The sequence below is a fragment of the Candidatus Devosia phytovorans genome (assembly GCA_029202405.1).
In the GTDB taxonomy this organism is placed as follows: domain Bacteria; phylum Pseudomonadota; class Alphaproteobacteria; order Rhizobiales; family Devosiaceae; genus Devosia; species Devosia phytovorans.
Map to the genome: position 1 here is coordinate 865,959 of CP119312.1, position 16,285 is coordinate 882,243.

Sequence of the window (16,285 nt, forward strand, 5' to 3'; positions counted from 1 at the left end):
TTGCTCAATGCCCAGGACGCGGGGGCAAGCCTATGGTTATACACAGCCGAACGGGCGCAGATTCGACACGGACAGGCCGATCGGGCAGGCTGTCAGCCGAGAAAGACAGATGGAGGCGGGATCCATGCTGCTGGACTTTTTGAGGACCCTGGGCGGGCGTGCCGCGCCCGGGTCGGGCCTGCGCCAGTCGGGCGCCTTGCCCTATACGATCCTCAAGGGTCGCGTCGTTTTCCTGCTCGTGACATCGCGCAAGACGGGGCGCTGGATCTTTCCCAAGGGGTCGATCAGCGCCGGGCTGACGCCGTGGGACAGCGCGGCCAAGGAAGCGATGGAAGAGGCTGGGGTGACCGGCGAGGTCAGCAGCACGCCAATCGGCAGCTACCAGAACATGGACAAGGGCGTGCCGGTCGACGTCGACCTCTATCCGCTCAAGGTCGAGCATCAGATGGACAATTGGGACGAGATGGACCAGCGGCTACGCCATTGGGCACTGCTGAGCGAAACGCGGCGGCTGCTGGCCGATCGATCGCTGTCGCGCCTCGCCGATGCGCTGCACCGCCAGGTTGGCGGCGGGACTATCCAGTAGCCAGCTGCAGCAGCCAGTAAGCAAGGACGGCCAGGACTGCCGAGGCGGGCAGGGTGACGAGCCAGGCTGCGCCGATGCGTGCGAGCTTGAGGCGACGGACGAGGAAGCGGCGCTCATAGCGCCGTTCGCGTCGCAGGGCGATTTCTGGCCGGTCGTTGAGCCGCGAGGCATCAAGGAAATGGGTGTCTACCGGCACGGCGGCACCATGCATGTTCCTTATCGCCAGATATTCGCGCAGGAAGCCGACACCAAAGACAGCGCCGACCGCAACATGGGTGGTTGAGATCGGCAGGCCGAAGGCTGCGGCGGTCAAAACGGTGACGCCAGCGGAGAGGGCGACGCAGAAGGCGCGGATTTCATTGAGCTTGGTGATCTGCTCGCCGACGGTGTGAATGACGCGCGGACCGAATAGCAGGATGCCCAGGCCAATGCCGACGGCGCCCAGCAGCAGGGTCCAGTAGGGGAGGATGAGGCCGGCGGAGTCCGGGGTGGCATGAAGGGCGTGCAGAATGGCGGCCAGAGGACCAATGGTATTGGAGACGTCATTGGCGCCATGGGCGAAGGAGAGCAGCGCGGCGGCGACGATCAGCGGCGGGCGGAAGAGGGTGGCGACCTGCTTCTTGCGGTTGCCGAGACCGAGCGAGCGCAGTTCCACCCAGGGCTTGGAGACCAGCCAGCCAGCCGCGGCACTGCAGAGGCCGAGCAGCAACGTCTGGCCAAGGCTGGGCTGCCACCAGTGGCCGAGCGCCTTGTTGGCCAGATACATGGCAAAGACGCCGGCCATGGTGGCCACGAGCAGGGGCACCCAATGGCGGGCGGCAGCGAGCTTGTCGGCGCGGCGGGTGATGAGACGGCGGATGACGGCGTGGAGGGCTGCGGCGAAGATGGCGCCAAGCAGGGGCGAGAAGACCCAGCTGACGGCGATCATGCCGATGGTCGGCCAACGGACCGTGCCCAGGCCTGCGGCGGCGATGGCGGCGCCAACGATGGCGCCGATGATGGCATGGGTGGTGGAGACGGGCGTGCCGACAAAGGTCGAGGCATTGATCCACAAGGCGGCGGCGAGCAGGGCCGATATCATCACCATGGCCATGGTGGTGGGCGGCAGGCTGGAGCCCGAGATCAGCAGGTCGGTCGAGACGGTGCGCACCACGTCGCCGCCGGCGATCAGGGCGCCGGCCAGGTCGCAGGCGGCGGCGATGGCGAGGGCGGCACCCATCCTGATGGCCCGGGCGCCGACGGCGGGGCCCATGTTGTTGGCCACGTCATTGGCGCCGATATTGAGCGCCATATAGGCCGCGGCAGCCGCGGCCAGGATCACCAGCGGATGCACGGCGGTGCCGGCCATGACCTGGCTGGCATAGGCCGCGACGGCAAGCAGGAACAGCAGCGCGATGCCGAGGGGCAGAACTATCCGTTGCATTTTGCGCGCTGTGGGGCCCTGGAGAGGATGATGGTTCCTTGGACTATGCTTTGGAGGGCTTGTCGACAGAAATGGCGGGGCTTTGCACTCAACTCTTGGGCAGGTGTTCCGGTTGGCGGGCGGGCGCTATTGACAGGCTGACGGCAATGCACCTATCAATGCCGCCGTAATTCTTATGGAGAGGTCCCGTGCGGGCACTCATTCTCGTAGTAGGCAGGCGCATCGGCACCGTGGGGTAAAACCCCGCGCGATAGCTGGTGCGCCGAAAACAGGTCCCGAACGGGGCCTTTTTTATTGCCCGGTTTTTGCCGCTACGAGAACGGGCTTCTGGATTGGATCGAGGAAGGAAGAGACGATGGCCGAAAAGATGACAGGCGCCGAAATGGTGATCCAGGCGCTGACCGATCAGGGGGTCGAGCATATTTTCGGCTATCCGGGCGGCGCGGCCCTGCCGATCTATGACGCCATGTTCCAGCAGGATTTCGTGCAGCATATCCTGGTGCGGCACGAGCAGGGCGCGACGCATATGGCCGAGGGCTATGCGCGTTCGACGGGCAAATGCGGCGTGGTGCTGGTGACCTCGGGGCCGGGCGCGACCAATGCGGTGACGGGGCTGACCGATGCGCTGATGGATTCCATTCCGATGGTGTGCATCACGGCGCAGGTGCCGACGACGCTGATCGGTTCGGACGCCTTCCAGGAATGCGACACCGTGGGCATTACCCGCAGCTGCACCAAGTACAATTATCTGGTGAAACGCGTGGAAGACCTGCCGCGCATCATGCATGAGGCGTTTCTCATCGCGACGACCGGGCGGCCGGGGCCTGTTGTGGTCGATATCCCGAAAGACGTGCAGTTTGCGCTGGGCGACTATTACAAGCCCGATCTCGAGAGCCTGCGTCACCAGAGCTATCGTCCGCAGGTGGATGGCGATGCGGCGGCGATCGAGGCGGCGGTCGAAATGATGCTCAAGGCCGAGCGGCCGATCTTTTATACTGGCGGCGGCGTGATCAATGCCGGGCCCAAGGCGAGCGAGCATCTGCGCGAGCTGGCAGAGCTGACGGGTTTTCCGGTGACCTCGACGCTGATGGGCCTCGGTGCCTTCCCGGCGAGCAATCCGCAGTGGATGGGCATGCTGGGCATGCACGGCACCTACGAAGCCAATTGGGCCATGCATGACTGCGACGTCATGATCAATATCGGCGCGCGGTTCGACGACCGCATCACCGGGCGGATCGATGCGTTCTCGCCCAATAGCGCCAAGATCCATGTCGATATCGATCCGAGCTCGATCAACAAGGTCGTGCGGGTGGATATTCCAATCATCGGCGATTGCGAGCGGGTGCTGGCGGAAATGGTGCGCGTGTGGCGCAGCAAGACCAACCAGCCGCGCAGCGAAGCCATTGCCGGCTGGTGGAAGCAGATCGAGAAGTGGCGGGCGGTGGATTCGCTCGGCTACAAGAATTCCGACACCACCATCAAGCCGCAATATGCGATCGAGCGGCTGTACGAGATGAGCCGCAAGCAGGGCAAGGAGGTGTTCATCACCACCGAAGTCGGCCAGCACCAGATGTGGGCCGCCCAGCATTTCCATTTCGACAAGCCCAACCACTGGATGACTTCGGGTGGCCTCGGGACGATGGGCTATGGCCTGCCGGCTGCGGTGGGCGTGCAGGTGGCCCATCCCGATGCGCTGGTGATCGACATTGCCGGCGAAGCCTCGGTGCAGATGACCATGCAGGAGATTTCGACGGCGGTGCAATATCGCCTGCCGATCAAGGTCTTCATCCTCAACAACGAGCGCATGGGCATGGTGCGGCAGTGGCAGGACCTGCTGCATGGCTCGCGCTATGCACATAGCTATTCGGAGTCGCTGCCGGACTTCGTGAAGCTGGCGGAAGCCTATGGCGGCAAGGGGATCCGTTGCGAGAACCCGGCCGAGCTCGATGCGGCGATTGCCGAGATGTTCGATTATGACGGCCCGGTGCTGTTCGACGTGATTGTCGAGAAGGACGAGAACTGCCTGCCGATGATCCCGTCGGGCAAGCCGCATAACGAGATCATCCTGCCCGATACAGCCAATATCGGCGACATCATCGACGAGAAGGGACGGCAGCTCGTCTAGGGCGCTGCAGAGGAGAAAAGCAATGAACGCACATCTGCAGCCCACGGGCTCCGCCTATTTCATCACCAAGGAAACCCAGGAGATCGAGCGGCATACGCTGTCGGTGCTGGTGGACAATGAGCCGGGAATTCTGGCCCGGGTCGTGGGCCTGTTTTCGGCACGCGGCTATAATATCGAAAGCCTCACCGTCAGCGAGACGGAACACGGGCGGCGACTTAGTCGCATCACCGTTGTCGTGACGGCCACGCCAAAAGTGCTGGTGCAGATCAAGCTGCAGCTCGAGCGCCTGGTGCCGGTGCACAAGGTGCATGACCTAACGAGCGAAGGCGCTTCGCTGGAGCGCGAGCTGGCGCTGATCAAGGTGGCGGGTTCGGGCGATCATCGCGCCGAGACGCTGCGGCTGGCTGATGCCTTCCGGGCGCAGATCGTCGATGCGACGGTCGAAAGCTTTGTGTTCGAGGTGACCGGCAAGCCGGCCAAGATCGACAGCTTCATCGCGCTGATGCAGCCGCTGGGGCTGGTCGAGGTCGTGCGCACGGGTCTGGCCGCGATTTCGCGTGGTCCGCAGAGCATGTAGGCTGCTATAGGGCAGGGGCCGCTAAACACGAGTCCCCTGCCATGACCCTGCTTTCCGTCAATCTCAATGCCGTTGCCCAGTTGCGCAACCGTCGCAATCTGCCGTGGCCGAGTGTGGTCGGGCTGGCGCGGGTGGTGCTGGATGCGGGGGCGAGTGGGGTGACGGTGCACCCGCGGCCCGATGAGCGGCATATCCGGCGGACGGATGTGTTTGATCTGGCAGAGCTGCTGGCGAGCGAATATCCGCAGGCCGAGTTCAATATCGAAGGCTATCCGAGCGAGGATTTCTTTGACCTGATCGACCAGGTCAATCCGGCGCAGGTGACGCTGGTCCCCGATGATCCGGCACAGGCGACGTCGGACCATGGCTGGGATTTTCTCGGCAAGGGCAACTTCCTGACTGACGTGGTGGGGCGGCTGAAGAAGGACGGGCGGCGGATCTCGCTGTTCTGCGATCCAGATGCGGGTGTCGCGGGGGTGGCCGCGGCCAAGGCGACCGGTGCCGACCGGATCGAGCTTTACACCGGTCCTTATGGCGGCTGCTATGACGATGCGGAACGCGCAGTGCGCGAGTTGGCAGCGCTGGCGCATACAGCGCAGGCGGCGCATGCGGCGGGCATGGGGGTCAATGCGGGGCATGACCTGACGCTGGCCAATCTGCCCGCGTTCCAGTCCGCGGTGCTGCATGTCGACGAGGCGTCGATTGGCCATGGCATTACTGCCGACGCGCTGCTGATGGGTTTTGCCGAGGCGGTGCGGCAGTATCGTGCCGTTCTGGGCAGCTAGACCAGCTGCATTGGCATATCTGCATTGAACAGTTCGTCAGCGCCGCGCCTACAGTGACCCCGAGATAGGCCAGTTTTGCTGACTAATGAGCAAAATCTTCAGGCTACGCCGATACTTACACCAGTGTAACCTAGGGTCAGTCCTGACCCTGTGTCACACGCAGGTGCCCACTTGCGATGATCGAGCCTAGGCACATATATCGCCTCAGTTACGATTTGTTACCAAGGAGGGCACGTCGATGTCCAAACTCAAGATTGCCGTCATCATCTCTTCGACCCGCCCGACCCGCTTCGGCGAGATCCCTGCAAAGTGGATCCTCGAAAAGGCTAACGAACGTCCTGAAATCCAGGCCGAGATCGTCGACCTGCGCGACTTCGACCTGCCGTTCTTTGACGAAGCTGCGTCCAATGCCTGGATGCCTTCGCAGAATGCGGAAGCCGTTCGCTGGCAGAACAAGATCAGCGAATTCGACGGCTATATCTTCGTGACCGCCGAGTACAACCGCTCGATCACCGGCGCCCTCAAGAACGCTCTCGACCAGGCCTATGTGAACTGGAACAAGAAGGCCTTCACCGCCGTGGGTTACGGCACGCTGGGTGGCGCACGCGCTGTCGAGCACCTGCGCACGATCGGTATCGAGCTGCAGATGGCCCCGACCCGTTCGGCCGTTCACATTGCCGGCGCCGACTTTGCTGCCGTGCACCCCGGTTTTGGTGGCACCAAGTCCCTCAACGACCTTGAAGCCTCGATCGGCAATTCCACCAAGGACAGCCTCGACCAGCTGATCTGGTGGAGCCAGGCCACCAAGGCTGCCCGCGCCAATGAAGCTGTCGCCCAGGCAGCCGAATAAGCCTTACGAAGACCTCCAAAATCTTCGTTTACCGGCAGGGGCCACTCGGCAACGAGTGGCCCCTGTTGGTTTGGTGGTATTCAATATGGGCGCCACACACTCGATGTCATCCCGGCCTTGAGCCAGGATGACACCGCGTTGCGAAACCCAGGTGCAAAACAGGGACCCGCAATATTGGCTCGTTCATAAGGGCTTAGCCGTGGTTGGTTTGAACCATTGTACGCCTGTGGTGTTGTGTGTGACGATTGGCGGGTGTATAGCGGCGCGCCTTCGACCGAGAGAGCAACAGGTTCATGACGCAGACGAGTGCGACCGGCAACAAGAGTGCCGGTGTCGATGCGGGCCACACTTCCAACGATTCCCATTCCAAACACCTGCCTATGCTGCTGCTCGGCGCGTTGGGCGTGGTTTTTGGCGATATCGGCACGAGCCCGATCTATGCTTTCCGCGAAGCCATGCATATCCGCCCCGGTGCCTCGACCAGTGATAGCGAGATACTGGGCCTGCTGTCGCTGATCGTCTGGGCCCTGACGCTGACCGTCTCAGTCAAATATGTGTTCTTCGTCACCCGTGCCGACAATAATGGCGAGGGCGGCACGCTGTCGCTGATGGCCCTGGCGCGCAAGACTTTCGCCAATCCGCCGGTGTGGATCACCATCCTGGGCGTTATGGGCGCAGCCATGTTCTTTGGCGACGCGATCATTACGCCGGCCATGTCGGTGCTCTCGGCCGTGGAAGGCGTCAAGCTCGTGGCGCCAGGCATGGAGCGCTGGATCGTGCCGATCACACTGGTGATCATCGTCGGCATCTTTGCCGTGCAAAGGTTCGGCACGGCCAAGGTTTCCATCATTTTCGGGCCGGTGACGGGCCTGTGGTTCCTGGTGCTGGGCTTTTCGGGCCTGGTGCATATCATCCAGTATCCGGCTGTGCTGTTCGCGCTCAATCCGCTGCTCGGCCTCGAATTCCTGGTCACCCATCTGGGGCTGGCCTTTGTCGTGGTCGGCGCGATCTTTCTCGCCGTGACGGGCGCCGAGGCGCTTTACGTCGACCTTGGCCATTTCGGCCGCAAGCCGATCGTTCTGGTCTGGTTCGCGCTGGTGTTTCCCTGCCTGCTGCTCAACTATTTCGGGCAGGGCGCCTTCGTGCTGCAGGTGGGGCCGGAAAATGTCGAAAGCCCGTTCTTCGAAATGCAGCCCGACTGGGCGCTATTGCCCTTCGTGGGGCTGGCGACTCTTGCAACGATCATCGCCAGCCAGGCGGTGATTTCGGGCACCTATAGCCTTACCCAGCAGGCGATCGCGCTCAATATGCTGCCGCGCATGGTGGTGACACATACGTCGGAAACCCAGAGCGGGCAGATCTACATGCCGCAGATCAACACCATGCTGATGGTGGGCGTGCTGATCCTGGTGCTGATGTTCCGCAGCTCGAGCGCGCTGAGCCATGCCTATGGCATTGCCGTGAGCGGCGTGATGATCATGACGCTGACGCTGCTGGTGGTCGTCATGTGGCGCAACTGGAAGTGGCATCCGGCGGCGGTCATCGGGTTTGGCGTGGTGTTTGCGGCGATCGATGGCGGCTTTTTTGCCGCCAATGCGGCCAAGTTGTTCCAGGGTGGCTGGGTGCCGGCGGCGGTGGCGATCCTTGTGGCCGTGATCATGTGGAGCTGGATGGCCGGCCGCAAGCGGCTGGCGGAAAAGACCCGTCGCGACGAGGTGCCGCTGCAGTTCCTGGTCGATAATCTGGCCAAGAAGAAGCCGACGCTGGTGCCGGGCACGGCGGTGTTTCTGACCAGCGATATCGAAGGCGCGCCGACGGCGCTGCTGCATAGTCTCAAGCACTATAAGGTGCTGCACGAGCAGAATGTGATCCTGACGGTGCGCACATCGGTATCGCCCCGCGTGCCGGACGACGAGAAGGTGACGATCGACGCCTATAACGAGCTGTTCAGCCGCGTGGTGGTGACCTTCGGCTATATGGAAAGCCCCAATATTCCCAAGGCACTGGTGCTGGCGCGCAAGCTGGGCTGGAAGTTCGACATCATGTCGACGTCGTTCTTCCTGTCGCGGCGTTCGCTCAAGGCTGGGCCCAAGACCAGCGGGCCGCTGCGCTACTGGCAGGATCGGCTGTTCACCCGGCTGGCCAAGAATGCCAGCGACGCGACGGAATATTTCCATATTCCGACGGGGCGCGTGGTGGAGATTGGCACGCAGGTGGTGCTTTAGGTTATGTGCGGGTAGATCGGAGTACCCCCACCTAACCTCCCCCTGATAGGGGGAGGGACAGATCGAGTATTCGGTACAATCTTGCCAAGCCCACCGGCCGGATCCCTCCCTATCAGGGGGAGGTTAGGTGGGGGTATCCCCCTACTTCACCATGTCCGGGCAGACATACGGCACCGTAGCCGTCGTAAACCGCTGTTCCTGCACGTCGCTGCCCAGCTTGAGATTGAGCACCAGGTCGGTCTCGGTCAGTTCGGCGATGTCGGCATTGATGGTCATGCCGTCTTCGTCCCAGGAGATTTCGGTGTCAGAGACCTGCTGCCATTTGGAGAGGCGGTAGGTTTCCCAGCAGCTGTCGGTGACCAATGTGCCGTCGCCGAGGAAGATCTGCATCGGGCCGGGCAGGCTTTCGTCGGCGTCGGCGCGGACCCAGACCTTGTTGAGCAGGGGATTTGAGGTGTCGCCGGCCTCATCGCTGGCGTCTTCGGCCGGATCGGCCGTGTCCTGCGCAGTGGCGGGCAAAGCACAGATACCGACGCCCCAGACAGACATGAGGGCAAGAATTGCGGCTTTGGTATCCATGGTCGTTCTCCCTTGTGTGGCTGATCTGGTGATCACGCTTCGACCGCGCAAGAGTGGCCGACCAATCGCGGCAAATTTGCGTTGCCGCGAGGGTCGTTTAGCGGATTTAATTCAATGGCAAGTCAAGCCTCGCATCAGGCCCAGGCGCGCTTGCCCAGGGAACGATCATATTCGCGGACGCGCTTGGTCTGGTTGGGCCAGAGGTCGTAGTCTTCGGCACCCAGTTCGTGGCGGGCGTGCAGCGGCCAGTTGGGATTGTCCATGGCGCCGCGGGCCAGGGCGACGAAATCGGCCTCGCCATTGGCGATGATGGCTTCGGCACGTTGGACGTCACCCAGGAGGCCGACGGCCATGGCGGGGAGGCCACCCTCCCGGCGCACGGCAGTGGCGAAGGGGACTTGGTAGTCGGCGCCGACCTGCATCTGGGCGCCTTCGAAGCCGCCGCTGGAGGCATCGATGGCGTCGACGCCGAGGGCCTTCAGCGCTTTGGTCAGAACAATGCTGTCTTCGACCTGCCAGCCGTCAGGGTGCCAGTCGCTGACGGAGAGGCGGACCAGCAGGGGCTTGTGGGCCGGCCAGACGGCGCGGACGGCTTCGGACACTTCGAGCAGCAGTCGCATGCGGTTTTCGCGGCTGCCGCCGTAAGTGTCGGTGCGCTTGTTGGCGAGGGGCGAGAGGAACTGGTCGAGCAGATAGCCGTGAGCGGCGTGGATTTCGACGGTGTCGAAGCCGGCCCGGTCAGCGCGCCTGGCGGCGGCGACGAAGCTGTCGATGACGTGGCGGATGCCTGCTGCATCAAGGGCTTCGGGTGTGGTGAAGTTCTTGTTTTCGGCGTGGATTTCGGCGCTGGGGGCGACAGGCGTCCAGCTTTCGAAATGGAGGGCGGTCTTTTCCGCGTCGGTCTCGTCAAAGCCCTTGCGCCACGGCACGGGGGTCGAGGCCTTGCGGCCGGCATGGGCAAGCTGGATGCCGGCGGCCGTGCCCTGGCTGTGCAGGAAATCAACGATGCGGGCGAGGGGGGCGATCTGCTCGTCCTTCCAGAGGCCGAGGTCCGCATAGGTGATGCGGCCCTCGGGGACGACGCCGGTGGCTTCCACGATCACGAGGCCAAAGCCGCCGATGGCGAAGCGCCCGAGATGGGCAAAATGCCAGTCATTGGCAAAGCCGTCCTGTGCCGAATACTGGCACATGGGGGCGACGACGGTCCGGTTGCGGATCGTCAGGTCGCGCAGGGTGATGGGGGAAAACAGTTCGGACATGGGGAGGCACCTCGTTCTTGTGGCGCATAGATGGACCCGCAAGGCTTCATCGGCAAGTGCCGATGGAAGAAGTTTGCCCTGCTTGTGGTGCATGGACGCGATTGTTATCGGCTCCGGCCTTTCCTGCGGGGGAGGCGGGGGCTAAGAGTGGCCACGGGATGGAGACACAGCATGAAGATCACGCTCGACCTCGATGTGCTTGTCGCCGAGGGCAAGATCAGTCCGGCTGAAGCCGAGCGGCTGAAGGGCTTTGCCGCGGCCGATACCGGGCAGTTGGGCATCAATGTGCTGTTCGCGCTGGGCGCGGCTGCGGTGGCGGTCGGCGTCGGCATTCTGGTGCCAAGCATCGAGACGGCGATTGCGCTGGGCGGCGTGCTGTTCGTGGCGGGCTATCTGCTGCGCATGCTGCGGGTGGAGCGCTGGTCGGTGTTTGCGCAGATCATCATGGTGATTGGGGCGCTGGCGCTGGCGGGCGGGCTGTTCGCGCTGTTCGGCGAGCATCTGTGGGTGCGTGTGGCGCTGACACTGGGGTTGACGATTGCCGGGGTGGCGGCGCTGTCGGGACTGCTGGTGGCGCTGGCAGTATTGGCCTTTGCGGCCACGATCATGATCAGCACGGATCTGTGGGCGCCGATGCAATATCTGGCACTGGCGATCGGCTCGCTGTCGCTTTTGACGCTGGCGCTGTTCCCGATCTCGCTGCGCCTGCCGCCGCGCTACGAGCGGCTGGCAATCATTGCGATGCGGACGGCGATCCTTTTGGTCAATGGCGCCTTCTTCATCGGTTCGATGTTCGGGGATACGTTGCTGGGCTGGCCGGCGTGGCAGTTTTCCATTGCCTGGGCGCTGGCATTGCTGATCTTCGGGGGCTGGGCAGTGTTCGCCAATAGGCGCTGGGTGGTCAATACGGTGGCGGTATTCGGGGCGCTGCATTTCTTCACGCAATGGTTCATGGCGCTGGGGGCACAACCCGTTTCGATCCTCGGAGGTGGGCTGCTGCTGATCGGCTTTGGCGTGGCGCTGGCACGGTTCAATCGCTGGGTCGGCGGACGAAAGCGGGTGGATTCGCCGCTGGCGGCAAAATAGGGGCTTGTCTGCAACCGTACCCTGCGGTACGGCTGACGAAATTCGCCGAAACCGTTCGGCGCGTCAGTTGAGGACCGCCCCGTGCCCGTGACCATCAAGGTCAATGAAGAGACGTTTACGCCGCGCCAGCAGGCTGTGCTGACGGCTGCGCTGGACCTGCTGGTCGAGAATGGCGATGGGCTGACGATGACGGCGGTGGCGCGGCGCGCTTCGTGCTCCAAGGAAACGCTCTACAAGTGGTTCGGCGATCGCGACGGACTGCTGACCGCGACGGTGCAGTGGCAGGCGGCCAAGGTGCGCATGCCGGTGGTGGATCGCAGCCATCTCGATGCCAAGGCCCTGCGCGTCAGCATCGAACAGTTTGCCCGTGACCTGCTGACCGTGATCGTGGGGGATGTGTCGGTGACGCTCAACCGTACCGCGGTCACGCATGCGGCGCAGGAGAAGGACGACCTGGGCAAGATCGTGCTGGAAAACGGCCCGCTGGCCATTCGTCGCCGGCTCAAGCCAATTCTCGAGGCCGGTCGCGATGCGCGGCTGCTGCGCTTTGACAATAGCGAAGACGCCTATCGCACCTTCTTCGGGCTCGTCGTGCGCGACGTGCAGATCCGGCTGCTGTTGGGCGACAAGGCGCTGACCCAGAGCAATGTCGAAGCCAATATCGAGGCCGATGTGAAGGCCGCGACCGACCAGTTCTTTGCCCTCTACGGGGCGAAAGCATTCAACGCATAAAGCTGCATACCAAGGGAGATACCCATGCGCGTCTATTACGATCGGGATGCCGATCTGAACATCATCAAGTCCAAGAAGGTCGCCATCGTCGGCTACGGTTCGCAGGGTCATGCCCATGTGCTGAACCTGCGCGACTCGGGCGTGACCGATGTGGTCGTGGCGCTGCGTCCCGGTTCCCCGTCGGCCAAGAAGGCCGAGGGCGAAGGCCTCAAGGTCATGTCGGTTGCCGATGCTTCCAAGTGGGCAGACGTCATCATGATGCTGACCCCCGACGAGTTGCAGGCCGATATCTACAAGCAGCATATCGAGCCCAATATCCGTGACGGCGCGGCGCTGGCATTTGCCCATGGCCTCAACGTCCACTTCAACCTGATCGAGCCCAAGTCGACCGTCGACGTGATCATGATCGCGCCCAAAGGCCCGGGCCATACCGTGCGTGGCGAATATCAGAAGGGTGGCGGCGTGCCGTGCCTGATCGCCGTGCATCAGGACGCTTCGGGCAATGCCCATGACATCGCGCTGGCCTATGCCTCGGGCGTTGGCGGCGGCCGTTCGGGCGTCATCGAGACCAATTTCCGCGAGGAATGCGAAACCGACCTCTTCGGCGAGCAGGCCGTGCTCTGCGGCGGTCTCGTGGAACTGATCCGCGCCGGTTTCGAAACGCTGGTGGAAGCCGGCTATGCTCCGGAAATGGCCTATTTCGAGTGCCTGCACGAAGTGAAGCTGATCGTCGACCTGATCTACCAGGGCGGCATTGCCAACATGAACTACTCGATCTCCAACACGGCCGAGTGGGGCGAATATGTCACCGGTCCGCGCATCATCACCTCGGAAACCAAGGCCGAGATGAAGCGCGTGCTGCACGACATCCAGTCGGGCAAGTTCACCTCGCGACTGGATGCAGGAAATCAAGGCCGGCGGTTCGCGCTTCAAGGCGACCCGTCGCCTGCATGACGAGCACCAGATCGAGGAAGTCGGTTCCAAGCTGCGCGACATGATGCCCTGGATCAAGGCCGGCGCCCTGGTCGACAAGGCAAAGAACTAATCTGCCTTGCTCCTGGTCTGTTCGCTGCGCGCTGCCGCGTCGCTGTGATAAAGACCGGCGCGCTGGTCGACAAGGCGAAGAACCAAGGTTCAAGGACGGGGGCTTCGGCCCCCGTTTTCTTGTTCAACTGCGCGCAACTCCGCTACAGGTTTCGCTGAACTTTCCCCTCTTCGCGGATCCAGAACTGCTCAGCGCTCTTGCCGTCGGAGCTCAAGTAGTCATCAACGACATTGATGGCGGTCTTGAAAAACTCGTTTGACCGACGGGGATACGCGCGCGCGCGCGTCCGGCGCCAAAGACGCATTAACTGCTCATCTTCATAGCGACCGCTGGCCAGGGCGATGAATATATCGCGTAGTTCAATAAGTTCTGCCTTTGATCCGCTTTCCGGCAAATTGCCTATGCCGAGGAGGATAAGATACTCATGGGTCGCATCATAGTCGCGGGTGATATCGACGACACCTGCGGCCCATTCGAAAAACAAGGGCGGTGGATTTGGTTGGGACATTATCGTTGTTCCAATGTTGCAAACACCGAGGCTTTCGTCGTCTCGTTGGGTGTATCGTTCATCGGGTAGGCTGTTATCACGCGATACCCACGACTGTTGGGATTGGGGTCGTGCGTGATCCATACTTCGACCCAGTAGGTCGTTCTGATGACTGGCAGGATTTGTTGGTTCGGTTGGTACGCCTCATAGCCCGTGTTGTAGCCAAATCTGTAAAGTATGCTTTGTGGTCTGCGCTGGCCGTTGATTGCCGCTTGCACCAAGTCTGGACGACTTCGTAGCACGGCAGCAACAAGTATGTTGGCCTCGCCCAGCGAGTGGAATGATCCCTCTGCTGGATGATGTTCATGTGCGGGATTCATGTTCCAGGCAATCACGTATGCCTTCAAATAGCCTGGTGGCTTTCGGATTTCAGATCGGCCATGGCGTTTTGGGCTCCGTGCGATGGACTATTGTCCTGCCATTTGGTGGAGCGGGGATAAGTTGGTTGGTGGTTTGTCGCCAAGAGGCGGAGGCGCACCGATAATTGTGGGCGTGAAGCGTCGACGGAAGGGCGAGGGCGGCAGCAATCGGTGTGCCGTTTTCTTTTGACGCGATGCGGGAATTCGCTAGCAGACTGTTAGCGTTGAGTGCAGCATTCGGGCGCTATTGGTTGGGGATTCGCGGGAGGAGTGCGGCATGGGCGTGGAAGGCGATATTGCGCTGGTCAAGAAGCAGGAGCTCGAGCTCGTGCTGGAGGCGTTTGACGAGGCCACGGCGTTTTCGCTCGGCAGTGCCATCTATCAGCGGGCGATTGCGGAGGGGCTGGGGCTCGTCGTCGATATCAGGACGTGGGACCGGCAGGTGTTCTTTGCGGCGACCCCAGGTACGAGCGCCGACAATGCCGAATGGGTGCGGCGCAAGATCAATACTGTCCGACGTTTTCAGCGGGCCAGCTATCGCATGGTGCTGGAGCGTGGCGAGGTGGCGTTTTCGCCGCAATCGGGTTGTGACCCGGCCGACTATGTCATTGCCGGCGGCGGGTTTCCGTTGCGGGTCAAGGGGGCGGGCGTGATCGGGTGCCTCACCATTTCTGGCTTGCCGGGACGGAGCGATCATGGCGTGGTCGTCGACGCGCTGTGCGACCATCTTGGGCTCGATCGCGCTACCTATGCATTGCCCACGGACTAGGCCATGAAACTCAACTATCTGCTGCTCGATGTTTTCACCCGCGAGCGCCTCAAGGGCAATCAGCTGGCCGTGGTGTGCAAGGCCGATGGGCTGCTCGATGACGAAATGCAGGCCATCGCGCGGGAGTTCAACCTCAGCGAGACGGTGTTCATCCTCAAGCCGCAAGCCGAGCGGAACATTGCTTCGGTGCGCATTTTCACCCCGCATACCGAGCTGCCCTTTGCCGGCCATCCGACGGTGGGTGCGGCGGTGGTGCTGGGGCTGCAGAACAAGGTCAGCGCCGTCCGGCTCGAAGAAAAGATCGGGCTGATCACGGCACTGTTCGAGCGGCATGACAAGAAGTCGGGCGAGGCGCGTTTTGCACTGCCGCGGTTGCCGTCGCGGATTGCCTCGCTCACCGACAAGCTGGGCATGGCGCAGGCGCTGGGCATCGACGTGGACGAGATCGGCTGCGACGTCTACCAGCCGGCAGTGTTTTCGGCAGGCGTCACCTTCCATCTGGTGCCGGTGCGCAATGCCGCGGTCCTGCGGCGCATCCAGGTCAACCAGGCCATGTTCAAGGACGTTTTCAGCCATGACCACAACTCGGCCTATGTGTTTACGCTGACGCCGGACGAGACGGATAATGACATCGCCGCGCGCATGTTCGGCATGGATATTGGCGAGGATCCCGGCACGGGTTCGGCTGCGGCAGCGCTGATCGGACTGTTGGCAGAGCATGAGAACCTGGGCACGGGGCAGAAGGATTTCGTGCTGCGGCAGGGGCTCGAAATGGGTCGGCCGTGCCAGATCCGCATCCAGCTGCGCAAGGAGAACGACGTGCTTGTTCACGGCGGGATCGGCGGCGACGCCGTGATCGTTGGTGAGGGCGTTCTGGATCTCGACGACTAGGACCATTCGATATGCAACTGCTGCTGGCCTGCAAATGCCGGTTTCTGCGCTTGCGGTGCTCATGTACCCAAACGTACGCTCCGGTCCGGGTCTCGAAAACCACCATTTTCGGCTCAGCCTGAGTTGAATCTCGACCGGTCCTTGGCGCCCGCTTGGGCTTTCCGAACGGATTCTGCGGAAACTGGTCTTGCAGCCTTGTCGAGATTCGCGCATTGTCCATGCAACACACGGGACTAATCGCATGCAGCGCAAGCGCGCCATTGCCATCGCAATCTCCAAGACTCAGGACCGCAATCGCGTCCTGACGATTGCTGCTGGCCTGCTGCTGCTTCCAGCTGCCCTGCTCCTCCTTCTTATCAGCCCCTGATCACCGGCAGCTCAAACGAGCGGGTCGTCAGGGGATAGTGCCATAAGCCGAACAGAAAATGTCCGGCCTGCAGAGCCTTG

16 protein-coding genes and 1 pseudogene are annotated in these 16,285 nt (G+C 62.3%); 12 read left to right on the forward strand and 5 right to left on the reverse strand.

All coding sequences use genetic code 11. From position 1 onward, the window contains the following. Positions 1–124: 124 nt before the first annotated feature. Positions 125–586 (forward strand): NUDIX hydrolase, encoded by a 462-nt coding sequence (locus tag P0Y65_04285; protein ID WEK05483.1) that lies wholly within the window; start codon positions 125–127, stop codon positions 584–586. Here the strand turns inward: P0Y65_04285 and P0Y65_04290 are convergent. Then, positions 576–2,009 carry an inorganic phosphate transporter gene (locus P0Y65_04290; GenBank protein WEK05484.1) on the reverse strand — a complete coding sequence of 478 codons (1,434 nt, stop codon included), beginning with the start codon at positions 2,007–2,009 and terminating at the stop codon, positions 576–578. The genes P0Y65_04285 and P0Y65_04290 overlap by 11 nt on opposite strands. Positions 2,010–2,364: 355 nt before the next feature. Between P0Y65_04290 and P0Y65_04295 the strand changes: the two genes are divergently transcribed. The 5 genes from P0Y65_04295 to P0Y65_04315 all read left to right on the forward strand — a co-directional run bounded on the left by P0Y65_04295 (position 2,365) and on the right by P0Y65_04315 (position 8,571). Beyond that, the gene (locus P0Y65_04295) at positions 2,365–4,134 is read left to right on the forward strand and encodes an acetolactate synthase 3 large subunit (protein WEK05485.1); all 1,770 of its coding nucleotides are present in this window, start codon (positions 2,365–2,367) and stop codon (positions 4,132–4,134) included. Between the two features lie 22 nt (positions 4,135–4,156). Continuing rightward, entirely contained in the window at positions 4,157–4,711 is a 555-nt protein-coding gene (ilvN, locus tag P0Y65_04300; GenBank protein WEK05486.1) for an acetolactate synthase small subunit, read from the forward strand. Between the two features lie 41 nt (positions 4,712–4,752). Continuing rightward, entirely contained in the window at positions 4,753–5,496 is a 744-nt protein-coding gene (locus P0Y65_04305) for a pyridoxine 5'-phosphate synthase (GenBank protein WEK05487.1), read from the forward strand. A gap of 238 nt (positions 5,497–5,734) precedes the next feature. After that, on the forward strand, positions 5,735–6,346 hold the full coding sequence (locus P0Y65_04310) for an NAD(P)H-dependent oxidoreductase (GenBank protein WEK05488.1): 612 nt from the start codon (positions 5,735–5,737) through the stop codon (positions 6,344–6,346). A gap of 380 nt (positions 6,347–6,726) precedes the next feature. Beyond that, positions 6,727–8,571 (forward strand): potassium transporter Kup, encoded by a 1,845-nt coding sequence (locus P0Y65_04315; GenBank protein ID WEK06727.1) that lies wholly within the window; start codon positions 6,727–6,729, stop codon positions 8,569–8,571. Positions 8,572–8,712: 141 nt separating this feature from the next. On the opposite strand, the gene P0Y65_04320 is transcribed toward P0Y65_04315, so the two are convergent. Further along, positions 8,713–9,150 carry a hypothetical protein gene (locus tag P0Y65_04320; GenBank protein WEK05489.1) on the reverse strand — a complete coding sequence of 146 codons (438 nt, stop codon included), beginning with the start codon at positions 9,148–9,150 and terminating at the stop codon, positions 8,713–8,715. Between the two features lie 134 nt (positions 9,151–9,284). Then, positions 9,285–10,409, reverse strand: coding sequence for an NADH:flavin oxidoreductase/NADH oxidase (locus tag P0Y65_04325; GenBank protein ID WEK05490.1), 1,125 nt, complete (start codon positions 10,407–10,409; stop codon positions 9,285–9,287). Positions 10,410–10,580: 171 nt separating this feature from the next. Here P0Y65_04325 and P0Y65_04330 point away from each other — a divergent pair, with 171 nt between their 5' ends. From P0Y65_04330 to ilvC, 3 genes and pseudogenes are all read left to right on the forward strand, one after another. After that, positions 10,581–11,495, forward strand: coding sequence for a hypothetical protein (locus tag P0Y65_04330; GenBank protein WEK05491.1), 915 nt, complete (start codon positions 10,581–10,583; stop codon positions 11,493–11,495). 81 nt (positions 11,496–11,576) lie between these two features. Further along, positions 11,577–12,227, forward strand: a complete 651-nt coding sequence (locus P0Y65_04335) for a TetR/AcrR family transcriptional regulator (GenBank protein ID WEK05492.1) — start codon at positions 11,577–11,579, stop codon at positions 12,225–12,227. 24 nt (positions 12,228–12,251) lie between these two features. After that, a pseudogene (gene ilvC / locus P0Y65_04340) lies at positions 12,252–13,272 on the forward strand (ketol-acid reductoisomerase). Positions 13,273–13,414: 142 nt separating this feature from the next. Here the strand turns inward: ilvC and P0Y65_04345 are convergent. Then, positions 13,415–13,780, reverse strand: coding sequence for a hypothetical protein (locus P0Y65_04345; GenBank protein WEK05493.1), 366 nt, complete (start codon positions 13,778–13,780; stop codon positions 13,415–13,417). Beyond that, positions 13,780–14,154, reverse strand: coding sequence for a hypothetical protein (locus P0Y65_04350; protein WEK05494.1), 375 nt, complete (start codon positions 14,152–14,154; stop codon positions 13,780–13,782). The genes P0Y65_04345 and P0Y65_04350 overlap by 1 nt, the downstream gene beginning before the upstream one ends. Positions 14,155–14,455: 301 nt before the next feature. On the opposite strand from P0Y65_04350, the gene P0Y65_04355 reads away from it, so the two are divergent. From P0Y65_04355 to P0Y65_04365, 3 genes are all read left to right on the forward strand, one after another. Then, positions 14,456–14,947 carry a heme-degrading domain-containing protein gene (locus tag P0Y65_04355; protein WEK05495.1) on the forward strand — a complete coding sequence of 164 codons (492 nt, stop codon included), beginning with the start codon at positions 14,456–14,458 and terminating at the stop codon, positions 14,945–14,947. A gap of 3 nt (positions 14,948–14,950) precedes the next feature. After that, positions 14,951–15,838, forward strand: coding sequence for a PhzF family phenazine biosynthesis protein (locus P0Y65_04360; protein WEK05496.1), 888 nt, complete (start codon positions 14,951–14,953; stop codon positions 15,836–15,838). A gap of 241 nt (positions 15,839–16,079) precedes the next feature. After that, complete coding sequence (locus P0Y65_04365) at positions 16,080–16,205, forward strand: hypothetical protein (GenBank protein WEK05497.1); 126 nt, start codon at positions 16,080–16,082, stop codon at positions 16,203–16,205. The last annotated feature ends 80 nt before the right edge of the window (positions 16,206–16,285 follow it).

Excerpts from the sequence above, each read along its gene's own strand:
- P0Y65_04305 (WEK05487.1), top strand. The coding sequence starts at position 4,753 with ATGACCCTGCTTTCCGTCAATCTCAATGCCGTTGCCCAGTTGCGCAAC.
- P0Y65_04295 (WEK05485.1), top strand. The coding sequence starts at position 2,365 with ATGGCCGAAAAGATGACAGGCGCCGAAATGGTGATCCAGGCGCTGACC.
- P0Y65_04310 (WEK05488.1), top strand. The coding sequence starts at position 5,735 with ATGTCCAAACTCAAGATTGCCGTCATCATCTCTTCGACCCGCCCGACC.
- P0Y65_04325 (WEK05490.1), bottom strand. The coding sequence starts at position 10,409 with ATGTCCGAACTGTTTTCCCCCATCACCCTGCGCGACCTGACGATCCGC.
- P0Y65_04355 (WEK05495.1), top strand. The coding sequence starts at position 14,456 with ATGGGCGTGGAAGGCGATATTGCGCTGGTCAAGAAGCAGGAGCTCGAG.
- P0Y65_04345 (WEK05493.1), bottom strand. The coding sequence starts at position 13,780 with ATGTCCCAACCAAATCCACCGCCCTTGTTTTTCGAATGGGCCGCAGGT.
- P0Y65_04290 (WEK05484.1), bottom strand. The coding sequence starts at position 2,009 with ATGCAACGGATAGTTCTGCCCCTCGGCATCGCGCTGCTGTTCCTGCTT.
- P0Y65_04330 (WEK05491.1), top strand. The coding sequence starts at position 10,581 with ATGAAGATCACGCTCGACCTCGATGTGCTTGTCGCCGAGGGCAAGATC.
- P0Y65_04285 (WEK05483.1), top strand. The coding sequence starts at position 125 with ATGCTGCTGGACTTTTTGAGGACCCTGGGCGGGCGTGCCGCGCCCGGG.
- P0Y65_04320 (WEK05489.1), bottom strand. The coding sequence starts at position 9,150 with ATGGATACCAAAGCCGCAATTCTTGCCCTCATGTCTGTCTGGGGCGTC.
- ilvN (WEK05486.1), top strand. The coding sequence starts at position 4,157 with ATGAACGCACATCTGCAGCCCACGGGCTCCGCCTATTTCATCACCAAG.
- P0Y65_04365 (WEK05497.1), top strand. The coding sequence starts at position 16,080 with ATGCAGCGCAAGCGCGCCATTGCCATCGCAATCTCCAAGACTCAGGAC.
- P0Y65_04360 (WEK05496.1), top strand. The coding sequence starts at position 14,951 with ATGAAACTCAACTATCTGCTGCTCGATGTTTTCACCCGCGAGCGCCTC.
- P0Y65_04315 (WEK06727.1), top strand. The coding sequence starts at position 6,727 with ATGCTGCTGCTCGGCGCGTTGGGCGTGGTTTTTGGCGATATCGGCACG.